This window comes from Pseudomonas sp. LBUM1658 (assembly GCF_059716055.1).
Map to the genome: position 1 here is coordinate 2,085,281 of NZ_CP166798.1, position 16,052 is coordinate 2,101,332.

The window sequence follows — 16,052 nt, forward strand, 5'->3', positions numbered from 1 at the left end:
GTCAGCTTGAGGAAGGGACATTGGTTGAAGTGCTTCCCCATTTGGCAACTGATGGTCTGGCGATCAATCTGGTTTGGATCAAAAGCCGTCAAGCGCTTCCCAAAGTCAGTGCTTTGCTGGAGGTACTTGCGGCTGGTTTGACGCCGTCTGGTAGCCAAACCCACTGACCGCTATTGGCCGATTGCTGCCTGTCACGACTGGCTACAATCAACATTTTGCGGTCATTCGACACGGGCTCCTCAGTAGAGGTCAGATCAGTCCCTCGGACGTTGAATTAAAACCATTCGTAACAATGGGTCGAGTGTCGCTCGGGCCGGTAGCCAATACCATTTGAATCTAGCGCAATTTTGGGGCAGGGAGCAGCGAGCAGCAGGACGGAACCACCCGAGCAATTCCGCTATCGCAGCATTCATGCATTACCCCCACCTGCCTATTTGCCTGCGAGCTGTTTGCTTGCTTGTATAGTTCGCCGGTGAGGAATAGATTCGGTTGTGAACCTTTTTACACCCAAAATTGAAATGGATATCGCCGTGACTCAATCCCGATTGCTCGCTCACAACCGCACTTCCTGACGTCAGCGACCTCTACTTCGTCGTCAAACAAACCCGGGCCCCAAAGCCTTGCGAAATGGTGCATCAATCCAGTGCGGTGACCGAATGCGCGTGATGATTCTGGATGATGACCCCTGGATAGCAGACCTTCTGAAACAGCTGGTTTTGAGCATCCGCCCGCTGGCGCAAGTCGATTGCTTTGGCGATGTTGCCAGTGCCTTGTATGCCTGGCAGCAGAGTGCCTACCAGATGGTCATGGCCGACTGGAATCTACCGGATGCCAGCGGTGTAAGCCTGTTGCAAACGATTCGTGCACAGGATTTGAAAATACCGCTGATTATGATCACCGGGCGTTCCGATCGAGAAAGTGTCTTGGCGGTCAAGCCTCTGGGGATCAGCGCTTTTTTTACCAAGCCGTTTCAAGTGTCGCGTGTCGTTGAATGCCTCAAAGCGCTCCTTCCTGCCGATACGTCTGTGCAAGTGCCCGCTGTTATTGATGAAAACCTGATCGACTATCTCAGTGGATTATCCACCCATGAGCTGGACCTGCCGTTACTCGCTCAGGTAAAGGAAAAACTCCAGCGTGGATATGGGGGAGAGCAGCTGGATATTCGCGAACTGGTCCAGGATTGGCAGCATGATCCGGCGCTGTGCGCTCATCTGATTGCGGCAGCCAACAGCGCTGCTTATCACGGGGTGGGCCAACCCTGCACCAGTTTGATCGATGCCATTAAACGATTGGGAGGGCTTACCAGTGTGAATCTGGCGTTGAGCCAGGCCCTGCGACAGGCCAATACCCAAACCAATGGGGTGCTGATGACCTGCATGCAGTCTTATCTGGATGATGCCGAGGGCCTGGCTGAACAGGTTGTTTTCCTGGCTCGACAATGCAAGCTGGATCCGACGCCACTACAGAGTGCTGCGTTGCTGCACCGGATAGGCGAGCTTTGTGTGCTTTACCAAATCCAGAAGTGGGAGGGCCAGGGGCATAGGGTGGATGAAGAAGTGCTCACCCATGCCCTGCGTGATTTCGCCGCCCCCTTTGCCATCAAGTTGAAAGCCTCCTGGGGACTCCCTCAGGCACTGCGTGAGTTGATAGGCGCGATCTATGCGTTGCCGCCCATGCAGGTACGCCGCGAGCAAGTGGTCATGCGCCTTGGGGCCGCCATGAAAAATGGTGAGCCTCAAGCGGACCTCGAAAGACTTCAACGATTGGCGGGCCTGGCCTGAACGCATTCGGGAACGCAGACTGGGCATCCCACCGCAGAAAAGCTGGTCTAGGATTGCTTGTAATTAAATGCAAGGGATTTGCGAGGAGCAATGGAATGCGCGACAAGACGTTTAGCCTCAAACCAGTCCTCCTGATAGTTGATGACCAAGTCACGGACCTAAGAATTCTGAGCACCGCAGTGCGAGATTTAGCCGAAGTCTATGTCGCCAAAAGTGGTCAGGAGGCGCTTGAAATTGCTCGTCAATGCAGGCCCGATGTGGTTTTGCTCGACATAGAAATGCCAGGAATGAGCGGCTTCGAGGTTTGCCGGACGCTGAAATCCGATCCGGAGCTTCTGGACGCAGCGGTCATTTTTGTAAGCTCTCATACGCATACAGACAATGAGCTTCGCGCTCTTGAGTGCGGCGGAGTGGACTTCATTCAAAAGCCGCTGAATATTCCAGTAGCCAGAGCCCATATCAAAGCTCATATCGCCTTGCGCAATGAGGCCAAGAGGCTCGCCAATCACGATGCATTGACTGGACTACCCAATCGAATACTGTTGCAGGATCGTACCGAGCAGGCTTTACAAAAGGCCCGTCGCAATCATGGTCGAGTGGCGATGCTACTGCTTGATCTGGACAACTTCAAAGTGATCAACGATTCTATGGGCCATTCTGTCGGCGACTTGGTGTTGCAAGAGGTTGCATCGCGATTATCGCAATCGTTGCGCGTAGTGGATACCGTCAGCAGGCAAGGAGGAGACGAATTCATCCTGCTCCTGCCAGAGGTAATAGGTTTCGACGCCGTGGGCGACTTCGCTGAAAGGTTGCTCGCAACAATCGCCGGTCCTTTTTCAATCCAGGCAAACCGATACGACCTTTGCGCAAGCATCGGCATCAGCGTGTTCCCTGAGGATAGCGACGATCTGGAATCACTTTACCGGCATGCCGACTCGGCTATGTACCAGGCGAAACTTTCAGGTCGCAATCGCTATTGTTTTTTTTCTCCGCATATCGAGAGCAGCATGCGTGCCAGGCACCTGCTTGAGCGCCATATGCGCAATGCGTTGGAAGATAGAGTCTTTGAGGTCTTTTACCAGGCGAAGGTCGATGCCCGACATAACCGGATCATTGGGATGGAGGCGTTGATCCGATGGCGCAATCATGACGGTGTTTTGGTCTCGCCTGTCGATTTCATTCCACTGGCAGAAGAAACAGGGCTGATCATTCCCATTGGCAAGTACGTTCTGCTCCAGGCCTGCAAGGACGCGAGAGCGCTTCGTGAACTGGGCCATGACATTTCCATTAGCGTGAACATCTCCGTCGTGCAATTTCGCGAGGAGTCCTTCCTGGACATGGTGAAAGGCATCCTGGTCGAATCTGGATTAAAAGCAGAATTCCTGGAATTGGAGATTACCGAAGGGGTGCTGGCAAGAGACATTGATAACGCCTGCGAAACCCTTTCTCATCTCAAGGCGTTAGGGGTTCGCATTTCTATCGACGATTTCGGCACAGGTTATTCGAGCCTGGCTTATCTCAAGCGGTTTCCAATTGATGTTCTGAAAATAGATCAGAGCTTTGTACGAGATATGCTCACCGACAAAAGCGATTCGGCGATCATTGAGGCGATCATAAAGTTAGGCCAGGCGCTAGGCCTTGAGTTGGTGGCCGAAGGCGTAGAAACCCAGGAACAGGCCGATGCGCTTCTGGGGCGAGGCTGCCAGATCATGCAAGGTTATCTTTATTGCCGTCCTATTCCCTTCGCTCAAATATGCTCATTTTTATCCTCGGGGCTCAAGGTTAATGTGATGCATGCGAACTAAGTTACAGATGCCCCCCAACAGGGTTCGAACTTTAATATTGAAGGCTTGAAGGCCTTCTGCAATGGGACAATGCGAGTGAGAAAACATAAGTTTTTTGCATTGAGCCGGGAAGTAGCTATCACTCTGGCGGTGGGGCTGGGGGCAAGCATTCTGGGGTGGTGGGTCCTTGAACGGATCAACGAGCAGCATGCTCAAGAAGCGATCGTAGCGGCTACCGAGGAGGCCGCAGAGTTGGTTTTAACTCGTATTGATCTTTACCAATACGGATTGCGAGGCGCTCGTGGAACTGTGCTGATAGCGGGTGAGCATGGCATCAGCCGCGAAGTTTTTGACCAATATCACAAAACCCGCGACCTCGCTTCCGAGTTCCCCGGCGCAAGTGCCTTGGGCTTTATCCGGAGAGTACCGGAGCGCGATGAACGCGAGTTTCTCAAATACGCTCGGGCCGATGGCAAAGCTGATTTCTCCATTCGTCAACTCTCACCCCATTCAGGCGAGCGTTACGTTGTCCAGTATGTCGAACCGTTTGAGGGTAACCAAGCTGCAATTGGCTTGGACATAGCTTCGGAAACAGCGCGGCGAGAGGCTGCCCAATCCTCGATACAGAGCGGTGTGGCACGGATAACCGGACCCATCACTCTGATCCAGGACACAACGAAACCGCGGCAGTCTTTCCTGGTGTTGATGCCCATCTTTCGCGGCGGAGAGACTCCGGCGACCGCTGCTGAACGAGAGACAGCAGCGTTTGGCTGGATCTATGTCGTGTTGCAGACAGAGCAGGTACTCAGAGGCCTGCGCATAGAAAACGAGACGGTGCATCTGCGATTGAGGGATATCACTGTCCCTGGGCAAGAGAAGCTGTTTTATGAAAGCACCAACGACTCGGCCAGCCGTGAAACGCTGATGACCCATCAGTTGGAGCGCGAGGTATACGGGAGGCGGTGGCAAATCGAACTCGGCGCGCATCCGTTGTTCATCCAGCGCCTGCATCAGGTTTCACCAACAGTCGTCCTGTTGATTGGTGGTTTGGTCACCCTGCTTCTGGCTACGCTGGCGGGTGTCGTGAGTGTCAGCCGTCAACGCCGGCGGCAGATATTCGCCGAGCAGGCAAGGCTGGCCGCCATCGTCGAAAGCTCGGCTGATGGCATTATTGGAAAAACCCTCGATGGCATAGTCACCAACTGGAACAAGGGTGCCGAGCACCTTTTTGGCTATACCGCAGAGGAGGCTGTGGGCCAGACGCTGGTCAGTCTGGTTGTTCCTGAGGAGTTTGTAGCTGAAGAAGCCCATATCCTTGCGCGCATAAGGGCGGGCGAGCGTATCACTGGCTTTGATACCCAGCGCCGCCGCAAAGATAGCCGGCTGATCGATATCTCCGCCAGCATCTCACCCATTTATGGCGAGGGTGGTCGCGTCGTTGGAGTCTCCAAGACGTTAAGGGATATCTCGGCGAAAAAAGCAGCAGAAGCCCGAATTCTCGAACTCAATTCAAACCTGGAGGAGCAGGTTGCGCAGCGAACTTCCGAGTTGCGGCATCTCAATCTATTGTTAGGCACTGTGCTGCGCTCAGCCACTGAGGTCTCGATCATTGCGACGGATCTCGATGGCGTTATCCGTGTGTTCAACAAAGGCGCCGAGCATTTGTTGGGCTATCACGCCGATGAGTTGCTGGGTCAAAACACACCTGAATTGATACATGTGCCAGAGGAACTCGCTGCTCGTGGCGTTGAACTGAGCGAGGAGTACGCTCAGGCTATCGATGGTTTCCGCGTGTTTACCCACAAACCTGAGCTTGAAGGCGCAGAAACCCGGGAGTGGACATACATACGTAAGGACGGCTCGCGGTTTCCTGTCACGCTGGTGGTCACCTCCATGCGCGATGACGATGGGAAATTGAGCGGCTACCTGGGCATCGCGGTGGACATTACCGAACGCAAAGCGGCAGAAAAGAAGCTGGCTGCGAGCCTGGAGACGACACAGAAACAACGTAGTGAACTGATGGCGATTCATGATCAGTTGCTGATGGCTGCTGAAGTAGCCGAACTGGGCATCTGGTCCTGGACGTTGGCTGACAATGCCTTGCAGTGGAATGACCGTATGTTCGAGTTTTACGATCAGCCGCTGACGTTGCGCAATAATGGTCTGAGTTATCAGCACTGGTATTCGCGTGTTCACCCCGACGATGCGGTGGCATCGGCTGAAAAGCTGAGTGCCGCAGTCGAGGGGAGTGGTGTGTACGACACCATTTTCCGCGTCGTTCGCCCGGACGGCCAGATCCGCTTCATACAGGCAGGCGCGCAGGTCGAACGCAGTCCGAGCGGTGCGGCTTTGCGTGTGACGGGTATCAATCGGGACATCACCTCCCAGCGCGAGCTGGAATCACATCTGCTGTACGCCAAGGAACAGGCCGATACCGCGAGTGCGGCCAAATCGTCGTTCCTGGCCAACATGAGCCACGAAATACGCACGCCGATGAACGCAGTGCTGGGCATGTTGCAGTTGGTGCAGAACACTGACCTGAATGGTCGTCAACTCGACTATGTGACCAAAGCGCAGACCGCTGCGAAATCACTGCTGGGTTTGCTCAATGACATCCTTGATTACTCCAAGATTGAGGCCGGCAAGTTGCAACTGGATGTGCACCCCTTCGAACTCGAACCGCTCATGCGTGATCTCGCCGTTGTGCTGGCAGGCAACCAGGGCCAGAAAGAGGTCGAGGTCATGTTCGACCTGGACTCCAATCTACCCAACGATCTGATAGGCGATAGCCTGCGGCTGCAACAGGTGCTGATCAACCTGGCGGGTAATGCCCTCAAGTTCACCATGGAAGGCCAGATAGTGGTCAGCGTCGAGCAACTGACGCGCACGGATAACACTGTGAGCTTGCGCATCACCGTTTCTGATACCGGCATCGGTATCAGCCCGGAGCAACTTCAGCGCATTTTTGAAGGATTCACTCAGGCCGAGGCTTCAACCACCCGCCGCTTTGGCGGCACCGGTCTGGGCTTGGTGATCTGCAAGCGGTTGGTCAGCTTGATGGGCGGTGAACTTCAGGTGGAGAGCCAGCAGGGTGTGGGAAGTCGCTTCTGGTTCGATATCACCCTGGATGTAGCGCCGAATTCGCTGCTGAGACCTGACAGTCCTGGAGTCGATGTATCCATACGGATACTGGTCGTCGACGACAACGCCATGGCGGGTGAATTGCTGTTGCGAACGGCTCATGCATTGGGGTGGAAGGCCGACCACGTGAGTGGTGGCACGCAAGCAGTGGAATGGGTGAAGAACGCCCAGGCGAGAGGCGAAGCCTACGACGTGGTACTGATGGACTGGCGGATGTCCGATATGGATGGGCTGAGCGCTGCGCAATTGATCCGTCAGCAGGGCAACGGCGTACCTCCTCCAATGGTCATTATGATTACCGCTTACGGCCGTGAAGTGCTGGCCGACGCAAACGAGATGGGAGACGCTCCCTTCGTGGGGTTTCTCACCAAGCCTGTCACTCCCAAGCAGTTAGCCGACGCTGTTCAGCGAGCACTCAATGGCAAAGGCCTTCCGCAGTCACTCCCGTCCAAGTCAACTGTTGAAAGGCAGCGGCGTCTGGCCGGGCTGCGGCTATTGGTTGTGGAAGACAACATGCTTAATCGGCAGGTTGCCGATGAGTTACTGACAGGGGAAGGCGCTCAGGTGACGCTGGCTGAAGGTGGGCTGGAAGGTGTGAGCAGGGTGATGACTGAATATGTGTCCTTCGACGCCGTGTTGATGGATATCCAGATGCCGGATATTGATGGCTTGGAGGCGACCCGTCGCATTCGATCGGATCCACGTTTTGCAGCGCTGCCCATAGTGGCGATGACCGCAAATGCCTCCAATACCGACCGTGAGGCCTGTTTTGCTGCGGGGATGAATGAGCATGTCGGCAAGCCCATAGATCTGGAACAACTCGTCGCAACATTGCTTTTTCAAGCGGGCCGTGAGGATCGCCAGGCATCTCCAGCCCTGGGCCAAGCCAATACAGGAGAAGGCGTCATCGAGCCTCGTGCATCGATCATTAGCCGCTTTGGTGGTGACCTCGATTTGATCCGCAACGTGCTGCGTAACTTTGGCCCCGAGCTAGAAAAACAGCTTGTCCGGTTGCACGATCAAATCCAGCGGCAAGACGCATCGGGGGCAGCTATCGTGCTTCATACAATTAAAGGCAGCAGCGGGACCATGGGTGCCAAGGCGATGTCGCTGCTGGCCGGCGACCTGGAGCACAAACTGAAATCCGCAGATGCAGAGTCTGTAGCGAGCATCTTTGCTGACGCAACATGGTTTGACGAATTGAGCAGGTTACTGCAACAAAGCCTTGAGCAGATGAATGTCGACTTTGGTCAGAGCCCACGAGCGAAGATCAGTGCAGGCAAGGAAACAATGGAGCCGACGCAATGGAAAGAATCCCTTAAAGAGATTTTGCTATTGCTGGAGGCGGGTAACCTTCAAGCCATAGAGCTGGCAGACGCATTGGCGTCAAAAACGCCGCCATCTCTGCGCCCACAATTCGACGAACTGGTTGTCCTGGTGCAGTCGCTCGACTTTTCCGCTGCGATGCCGATTGGTCGCGACCTTTTGAGATCTGCCTGATGGAACAATCGATGGAAACCTGGTTACCACATCCCCATAACCGTCCAAAACTCCTCATTGTCGACGACCAACCGACTAATATCCGGGTACTCCATGAGCTATTTCGTGAGGACTGTGATGTGTTTATGGCCACCAGCGGTGAGCGGGCGATCACCCTATGTCGGACCCAGCTACCCGATCTGATTCTGCTGGACGTGGTCATGGAGGGCATGGACGGGCATGAAGTATGCCGTCGACTCAAGGCTGACCCTGCGACCCAGGGCATCCCCATCATCTTCATTACCGCACAGCAGCAGGAGTCAGATGAGGTGCTAGGTCTGGAGCTAGGCGCGGTGGACTTCATCAGCAAACCCATCAATCCCACCATTGTCAGAGCACGTGTGCGAACACATCTGACCCTGAAGCTACAGAACGATCTGCTGCGCTCCATGGCGTTGATGGATGGCCTTACTGGAGTGGCCAATCGACGCAAATTCGATGAGGACATATTGGCGGATTGGCGCCAGTGCTTTCGAGAGCAAAAGCCGCTGTCGCTCATTTTAGTGGATGTCGACTATTTCAAGCGCTACAACGACCGATACGGGCATCTGGCTGGCGATGGCTGTCTGAAGTCCGTAGCCCAGGCGTTATCTGAAACGGTTAGACGCCCCTATGACCTGGTCGCTCGGTATGGCGGCGAAGAGTTTGCCTGCGTTCTGCCCAATACAAGTCTTTCTGGGGCGGTCGAAATTGCAGAAAGAATGCAAGAGCGTATCCGGGCACTGGGTATCGAGCATTCTGCTTCTGATGTAGATCGTGTGGTGACTATTTCTCTAGGCGTCGCAACATTGATGCCCACTGACGAGCTTGAATTCCAGGCGTTGATAGAAGCTGCGGACAAGCAACTTTACGAGGCGAAGAAAACTGGCAGGGCCAGGGTATGTTCATCCTTTAGCGATGAATATCTTTAATCCTGCTTCTGTAAATAGCTCGGTTTCCAGTCCTTGTCGAAGAATGCCTTGGTCGCTCCATATAGCCGCAGAATCACGAAGAATCCATTGTCAGGCAGGATTCTAATCCAATTCTTACCGGCTCCTGGTGAGTCCGGTCCAAAGTGAGCGTTGATAGAGCCAGGCAGCACTGCTCGCAGGTTTGCCCATAGTGTTCATCGACAGGGGACCCCCATTCTCATCTTTGATGATTCATGGTTGCGCGCACCCAGACGCAATGGGCGAGGTAGTGGTTAAAAATGGCTTATGGGATGTGTCGCCATTTCATCAGATTTCAGGGAACGTCATGCCGCAACAATCTTTCAAAACCATACCGCCAAACCCGAGCTTCTAACGGACTTAAAGCTTGAGGCGAAACTCAAGGTTCGATATGCGATTCTTTTTCTGATGGCGTTCTGCCTGTCGCTGGTGGCAGTGGCTATCTGGGAGGTGTGGAGTTCGCGCCAGTATCATTTGCATGACAAAGAAACCGCGATGTCAAACCTCGCGCAAACACTGTCATCGCAAGCGCAAGCCTCGATCAAACAAGCCGATACCGTTCTGTTCAGCCTGGTGGACCGTCTTGAAGTCGATGGCATGGGTCACGACCAGCTCCCTAGATTGCAACGTTTGCTTAGTGCCCAGCGCAACCAACTGACTCAGTTGCACGGCCTGTTCATCTATGACGATAAAGGCGCGTGGATCGCGAATTCGAACGCGATCATCCTGCCCAACGCCAATAACGCCGACCGCGAATATTTTATCTTTCATCGCGATCACCCGGACCGTGGCCCGCATATCGGGCCTTCGATACAAAGCCGTTCCACAGGCGAATGGATCATGCCCGTGTCGCGCAGGATCAATCACCCTGACGGCAGCTTTGCCGGGGTGGCGCTGGCGACCCTTTACCTCGATCACTTTCTCCAGCTGTACAACAGCATCGATATCGGCGCCAACGGCGTTATCGATCTGATCTCAGCCGACGCCAGAATCGTGATTTGCCGGCCCTTCAAGGAAGCTGAAATCGGAACCAGCCTGGCCAATGGTCCGCTCTTCACGCAACTCCTGCCCAAGGAAAATTCTGGTTCCGCAACCGTTAAATCCTATGTGGACGGTGTGGAGCGCGTGGTGGGTTTTCGGCGAGTCGATGGGTATCCGCTCATCATATTTGCCGCACTCGACAAGGAAGAGGTTCTGGCGAGCTGGCGACAGGAGTCGTTGCTGAGCGCGGCGATCATTTCTTTGCTACTGGGGATCCTGGGGCTGCTCGGCTGTCCGAGCGCTGAACAGGAACGACCATTCTTTTATTTCAGACATGCGTATCCCTTCCCGCACGTTTCCGGCAGGCCAGTCAAAAAGGAAAGTTGGTATTGGGGCAAGGGATACGTGCGGTATCCCAAAGAAAATATGGCGAAGCGGGTCAGACGGAAAGGGTGGGACTGGACCCTATTATTTCTCGTCTCCTTCAAAGAGCGTCGTAATCAGCTGTTTAATGTCCTCCTGCACGTCTTTCGGCAGACTATCCAGCTCATGCAGCACCTTTGCGTCAATTTCACTGATGCCGTCAGCTGCGCGTACCTTCTTGACTCCTGTCACCACGTACAAGATGTCCACTCCCGCCTTTGCGATGGAGGACAGGTAGGTGGCATTCGGGAATCGCGCTCCGCGCTCATACATACCCTGGGCGTTCGCCTCGATGGCCCCAAGAGCGCCTAATGCATGCTGCGAAAGTCCGAGGCGTTTTCGTTCTTCCTTCAATCTGGCGCCAATATTTCTCATATAACCTCCTTTTTTTTCAGGGTTGATTAATTTGAGTGTACAGCCTCATCAAAATGCTGCGCGCCCGCATACCGCGGGCTCTCAATGCGCAAGTGATTCTCAAGCTTTATAACGCAACACATCGACCAATAAAGTGAACGCGGGCAGTGGCTGCCGACGGCTGGGATAGTAGAGGTGGTAGCCAGTGACAGGGGGACACCAGTCCGAGAGCACACGAATCAGTCGTCCCTCGGCAATGTGCTGTTGCACCAGATCTTCCGGCAGATAGGCCAGCCCGACGCCGGCCAGTGCCATATCGCGCATTAAAGAGACGGTGTTGAACACCAGGTGCCCCTCGGCTCGTACATTCAGCTCGCGTCCGTCTTTTGCGAATGGCCACGACCAGAGACCGCCGGAGGTCGGCAGTCGCAGGTTGATGCCCAGGTGGGCGGTCAAATCGTGCGGTGTTTGGGGCGGCGGCCGGCGCGCGAAGTAGGACGGAGCGCCCACCACTGCCATGGGAAAATCCGGCCCGATGCGCACGCTGATCATGCCCTTTGCCACCTGTTCCCCCAACCGCACCCCGGCGTCGTAGCGCTCGGCAACGATATCGGTCAGGCCATAGTCGTTGGTGACTTCGATCTTGACGTCCGGGTAGTCCAGCAGGAATTTGCCCAGCGCTGGCGCAAGGATCGTGTCCGAGGCATGTTCGACCGAGGTGATGCGCAGGCTGCCGGCGGGTTTGTCCCGCAGACTGGACAGGGTGGCCAGGCTGACTTCGATCCCCTCCAGATGCGGACCTGCCATCTGCAGCAGGCTTTCGCCGGCCTCGGTCGGTGCAACGCTGCGGGTGTTGCGAGTCAACAGCCGCACCCCCAAGCGCGCTTCAAGCGCCCGGATAGTTCGGCTCAATGCCGGCTGCGACACTCCCAGTTGGGCTGCGGCCCGGGTGAAGCTGCGCTCGCGTGCGACCGCTACGAAAGCAGTCAGGTCGTTGACGTTGTCCCGCGCCATTAATGTGTCCTTGGTATGAGTCCATTCCGATTATACCGTCTTATCGCCTTGCCTACGCCTTGGTAGGTTAGCCCGACACTCAAGCGTGCTGCTTCTCTTCATCGAGCGCCGGGTCACTTCAGGAGGCTATTCATGGATATCCGCAAGTCAGCATCTGCAACGAATCCGCAACCGAGCCTGTCTCTAACGCGTCGTGACTTTCTGGGCAAGACCGTAGTGGTCGGCGCCGCTTTGACTGCAGGGGCCTCCTCGTGGGCCTCACAGTCCCCAACCGCTGATGTCGCGCAGCAAGGCGACAGAGCGCTCTCGATAGGAAAAAGCCAAATGAAATCCCGCCAACTCGGTGCATTGAAAGTCTCGGAACTCGGTGCCGGGTGTATGAGCATCAGTGCCAATTACGGTCCCGCCGCGGATATCAAACAAGGCATCGAGACCCTTCGTGCGGCCTTCGAAACGGCGTGCGGTTTTTCGATACGGCCGAAGTCTACGGCCCGTACACCAATGAAGAACTGGTCGGGGAAGCGCTTGCGCCGTTCCGGGACCAGGTTGTCATCGCCAGTAAATTCGGCTTTGCCATCGATGGCACGATCGGCCTCGATAGCCGGCCGGAGCACATCAAAAAGGTGATCGAAGCGTCACTCAAACGGCTGAAAACCGACCGGATCGATCTCTACTATCAGCACCGTGTAGACCCGAATGTACCGATTGAAGAGGTGGCCGGCGCCATCAAAGAGCTGATCCAGGAAGGGAAGGTGTTGCACTTCGGTTTGTCCGAGGCGAGTGCCCGAACCATCCGTCGCGCACACGCGGTTCAGCCGGTGGCGGCCGTGCAGAGCGAATACTCCTTTTGGACTCGCGACGCCGAAAAAAACGGCGTGCTGCTGGCCTGTGAAGAACTGGGTATCGGTTTTGTCCCTTGGGCACCGGTTGGGGAGGGGTACCTGACCGGCAAAATGGATGGGAATACCCGGTTTGATCCCCAGACGGACTTTCGCTCGACTTTCCCACGCTTTTCCCCGGAAAACCTGGCAGCCAACCGGCCAGTGGTTGAGTTGCTGACACGGGTTGCGAAAAAGCACAACGCCACGCCCGCGCAAATTGCGCTGGCCTGGCTGTTGGCCCGCAAGCCATGGATCGTCCCCATTCCCGGCACTCGAAGCATTGCCCATTTGAACGAGAATACCGGCGCAATCAATGTCCAGCTGACGGTCGAGGATTTGCGAGAGATCGAGGATGAGTTCTCCAGGCTGACGGTGCACGGTGAGCGAATGTCGGAAATGCACATGCAGCAGATCGACCGCAGCGTCTGATCGCTCAACGAATCGTCCTCAGCCTTTCGTTGAGACGGTTTAAGGTTCAGCGCGACGTGGGTGACGCCAAGCTCACGTATCGCTCAATTCGTCACAGTCTCGTTGTAGGCGGGATAGTCGGTATAGCCCTTGGTTGGGCTACCGTTGATGCCGTAAAAGGTAGTCCGATCGCCTTCAACAATCGGCCAGCCGTGTTGCATCCGCTCGACAAGGTCGGGGTTGGCAATGAACGGTCGGCCGAACGCGATCAGATCCAGATCGCCTTCTCCCAGCACCGCCTCGGCCAGCTCGCGATTGAAGCCTCCAGCAGCGATCAGGGTGCCTTGGTACGCTTGCCGGAATTGCGTGGCGAAGCCCTCCGGAATAGCTTCTGCGCCAATAGTGAGTTGATCGCTCAAATGCACATACGCCAGGTCTCGCTCATTGAGCGCCGAAGCCAGGCTCAGCCAGGTGTCGGATTCTTCCGCGTAGGGGTGCATGTCGAAAAGACGGCCAAACGGGGAAAGGCGCACACCAACCCGAGCACTGCCAATCTCTGCGGCCAAGGCATCAAGGGTTTCGAGGAGGATGCGTTGGCGATTGGCGATGGAGCCGCCATAGGCATCTGTGCGAGTGTTCAATGCACCGTTCAGGAATTGCTCGAAGAAGTAGCCGTTGGTGCCGTGCAATTCGACGCCGTCAAAACCAGCTTCTATCGCTCGACGCGCAGCGCTTACAAAGTCGGCGGTGATCCGTTGAACTTCAATCGTGCTCAATGCTCTTGGGATGCTTGCCTGCACGGGCCCGGGCTTGCCTTTTTCAACCCAGGCGTAGGCATTGGAGTTTGCGGCAGCTGTAGCGACCGAAGACACCGGAGAGGCATTGTCCGGCTGAAGTGATACATGGGACACGCGCCCGACGTGCCACAGCTGCGCGAAGATCCGTCCCCCTTTGGCGTGCACTGCATCAGTGACTCGACGCCAGGCGTGGGTTTGTTCGTCGCTATACAGACCGGGGTTAAACAGGTAGCCACATCCCTCTCGGGAGATAGGGATGCCTTCACTGATGATCAGCCCGGCAGATGCTCGCTGGGCGTAATAGAGAACAGTGTGTTCATCCGGAATATCGTTAAGGGCCCTTGCACGCGTCATGGGCGCCATGACCACGCGGTTGGCCAATGCAGTGCCGGCAAGATCGTAGGGTTTGAATAATGGATTCATCAGGAACCTCTGAGGGGGATAGGTAGGGGGCTAAAGGCAGGGTATGGGTCAGGAAGGCAGTACCAGACCGTTACCTGGATCGCCGCCGCCGACATCGGGTTCAGGCCATACGACATCCAGGCGGGTACGGCTGATCAGCCACTGACCCTCCACACGGCGATACTCGTCGGCATACAGCCCAAGGAGCAGCAATGGGTTCTCTCCCGGAGCTCTTTGGGTGGCGAAGTCGATCAGGTAGCAACGGCCTTCGGCCCGGTTCTCATCGAGAATCTCGATCCAGTGATTCGACACGGCGTGAATGAACTGATACGTCCCTCGTTGTTGCGTATCGAATGCCGAGAAGGCCTGGGACAAGCCCTCCTGAATGGCGTTACGCCCTTCCAGCTACCCCGATCGACTTGGCAAACGGCATCTTCGGTAAACAACTGTGCGAGCGCATCCATTCGGTTGGCATCGAGGTGATGGCAGTAGCGCAGCCGCAGGTTTCTGATCGCTTCAAGTATGAGCAGTCGGTTCAAGTCGGCGTTCATGGTGGCCTCTATAGGAAGTCGCTCTAAAGTGAGGCTCACCTTAATCTAGTCTTGGAATTCTATTAATCCGCGATAATTACAATCAGTTGATCCTGTGAGGATAGAATCGAGTTTTCATGTGGCTGGAGCCGTTTATGGAATCCCTTCAATTTGATGGCATCCCTGAGTTCACAATGGCTGCTCAGTACCGGAGTTTTACCGCGGCTGCTTTGCAACTGGGCGTGACCAGTTCCGCGGTGGGCAAGAGTGTGACCCGGCTGGAAAAGCGCCTTGGCATCAAGCTACTGCACCGCACCACGCGCAAGCTGAGTTTGACCAATGAAGGGGAGGCGTACCTGGCCAGTTGCTTGCGGGTCATGGACGAACTACGGGGGGTTGAAGGCAGCTTTTTGAATGGCGTCGCTGAACCGAAGGGACGTCTACGAATTGATCTTCCTGCCGCGTTCGGTCGACGGCATATCGCTCCAATGCTGATCGCGTTGGCGCGGCAATACTCGCAGCTCGATTTAACCCTGACCTTTGGCGAGCGCACGGTCGACATGATCAACGACGGTATAGATCTCGCCGTACGAATCGGTGATCTCAAGGATGATCCGGAGTTAGTGGCGCGCCGACTCGGCGACCAGCATCTGGTGATCTGTGCTGCGCCGGCCTACCTGAGTAAATGCCCGCCGATTCTGCACAAGTCCGATTTGCTGGAGCGCGACTGCATCATTGCCTGGCGCAAAGGACTGCGCATGGCGTGGCTTCTAAGAAATGCCAAAGGCGGGGTGGAGGAGCAGGAAGTGCGAGTGCGCCATGAGTTTGGCGACGGTGAAATGATGCTGCGTGCGACCCTGGATGGCTGCGGTCTTTGTCAGTTACCGACATGGCTGGTTGCGGATCACCTGCGCAGTGGTGCATTGGTCACCGTTCTGGACAGCGATGCCGGCGCAACGATGCCTATCCACGTCATCTGGCCGCGGACCCTTTATATGCAGCCAAAAGTGAGAGTCGTCGTCGATGCGTTACTTGACATGGCCGAAGAACAAGCAGAGGTGTTCGGCGTACGCCAAGGTTAGCCACAC

8 protein-coding genes and 4 pseudogenes are annotated in these 16,052 nt (G+C 55.6%); 8 read left to right on the plus strand and 4 right to left on the minus strand.

The window, feature by feature from the left end; all coding sequences use genetic code 11:
- Positions 1–11: 11 nt before the first annotated feature.
- The 5 genes and pseudogenes from ACA064_RS09520 to ACA064_RS09540 all read left to right on the plus strand — a co-directional run.
- A pseudogene (locus ACA064_RS09520) lies at positions 12–167 on the plus strand (LysR family transcriptional regulator); the annotation flags it as partial.
- A gap of 489 nt (positions 168–656) precedes the next feature.
- Positions 657–1,781: an HDOD domain-containing protein gene (locus tag ACA064_RS09525; protein WP_497673123.1), complete on the plus strand. Its 1,125-nt coding sequence runs from the start codon at positions 657–659 to the stop codon at positions 1,779–1,781.
- Positions 1,782–1,876: 95 nt separating this feature from the next.
- Positions 1,877–3,586: a two-component system response regulator gene (locus ACA064_RS09530; RefSeq protein WP_497673124.1), complete on the plus strand. Its 1,710-nt coding sequence runs from the start codon at positions 1,877–1,879 to the stop codon at positions 3,584–3,586.
- A 69-nt stretch (positions 3,587–3,655) separates the two neighbouring features.
- A complete protein-coding gene (locus ACA064_RS09535) occupies positions 3,656–8,206 on the plus strand; it encodes a PAS domain-containing hybrid sensor histidine kinase/response regulator (protein WP_497673125.1) in 4,551 nt (1,516 codons plus the stop codon).
- Positions 8,206–9,156 carry a diguanylate cyclase gene (locus tag ACA064_RS09540; RefSeq protein WP_497673126.1) on the plus strand — a complete coding sequence of 317 codons (951 nt, stop codon included), beginning with the start codon at positions 8,206–8,208 and terminating at the stop codon, positions 9,154–9,156. The genes ACA064_RS09535 and ACA064_RS09540 overlap by 1 nt, the downstream gene beginning before the upstream one ends.
- Here ACA064_RS09540 and ACA064_RS09545 read toward each other — a convergent pair.
- The gene (locus ACA064_RS09545) at positions 9,153–9,326 is read right to left on the minus strand and encodes a DUF1214 domain-containing protein (protein ID WP_497673127.1); all 174 of its coding nucleotides are present in this window, start codon (positions 9,324–9,326) and stop codon (positions 9,153–9,155) included. The two genes, ACA064_RS09540 and ACA064_RS09545, sit on opposite strands and share 4 nt — an antisense overlap.
- A 256-nt stretch (positions 9,327–9,582) precedes the next feature.
- Here ACA064_RS09545 and ACA064_RS09550 point away from each other — a divergent pair.
- Positions 9,583–10,446 (plus strand): annotated as a pseudogene (locus tag ACA064_RS09550) (cache domain-containing protein); the annotation flags it as partial.
- A 606-nt stretch (positions 10,447–11,052) separates the two neighbouring features.
- Here the strand turns inward: ACA064_RS09550 and ACA064_RS09555 are convergent.
- Positions 11,053–11,946, minus strand: coding sequence for a LysR family transcriptional regulator (locus ACA064_RS09555; protein WP_497673128.1), 894 nt, complete (start codon positions 11,944–11,946; stop codon positions 11,053–11,055).
- Between the two features lie 132 nt (positions 11,947–12,078).
- Here ACA064_RS09555 and ACA064_RS09560 point away from each other — a divergent pair.
- Positions 12,079–13,256 (plus strand): annotated as a pseudogene (locus ACA064_RS09560) (aldo/keto reductase).
- An 83-nt stretch (positions 13,257–13,339) separates the two neighbouring features.
- On the opposite strand, the gene ACA064_RS09565 reads toward ACA064_RS09560, so the two are convergent.
- Positions 13,340–14,455 (minus strand): alkene reductase, encoded by a 1,116-nt coding sequence (locus ACA064_RS09565; RefSeq protein ID WP_497673129.1) that lies wholly within the window; start codon positions 14,453–14,455, stop codon positions 13,340–13,342.
- 48 nt (positions 14,456–14,503) lie between these two features.
- Positions 14,504–14,985: pseudogene (locus ACA064_RS09570) on the minus strand (nuclear transport factor 2 family protein).
- Between the two features lie 116 nt (positions 14,986–15,101).
- Here ACA064_RS09570 and ACA064_RS09575 point away from each other — a divergent pair.
- Positions 15,102–16,046 carry a LysR family transcriptional regulator gene (locus ACA064_RS09575; protein ID WP_497673130.1) on the plus strand — a complete coding sequence of 315 codons (945 nt, stop codon included), beginning with the start codon at positions 15,102–15,104 and terminating at the stop codon, positions 16,044–16,046.
- The last annotated feature ends 6 nt before the right edge of the window (positions 16,047–16,052 follow it).

Excerpts from the sequence above, each read along its gene's own strand:
- ACA064_RS09575 (WP_497673130.1), top strand. The coding sequence starts at position 15,102 with ATGTGGCTGGAGCCGTTTATGGAATCCCTTCAATTTGATGGCATCCCT.
- ACA064_RS09535 (WP_497673125.1), top strand. The coding sequence starts at position 3,656 with ATGCGAGTGAGAAAACATAAGTTTTTTGCATTGAGCCGGGAAGTAGCT.
- ACA064_RS09565 (WP_497673129.1), bottom strand. The coding sequence starts at position 14,455 with ATGAATCCATTATTCAAACCCTACGATCTTGCCGGCACTGCATTGGCC.
- ACA064_RS09555 (WP_497673128.1), bottom strand. The coding sequence starts at position 11,946 with ATGGCGCGGGACAACGTCAACGACCTGACTGCTTTCGTAGCGGTCGCA.
- ACA064_RS09530 (WP_497673124.1), top strand. The coding sequence starts at position 1,877 with ATGCGCGACAAGACGTTTAGCCTCAAACCAGTCCTCCTGATAGTTGAT.
- ACA064_RS09525 (WP_497673123.1), top strand. The coding sequence starts at position 657 with ATGCGCGTGATGATTCTGGATGATGACCCCTGGATAGCAGACCTTCTG.
- ACA064_RS09540 (WP_497673126.1), top strand. The coding sequence starts at position 8,206 with ATGGAACAATCGATGGAAACCTGGTTACCACATCCCCATAACCGTCCA.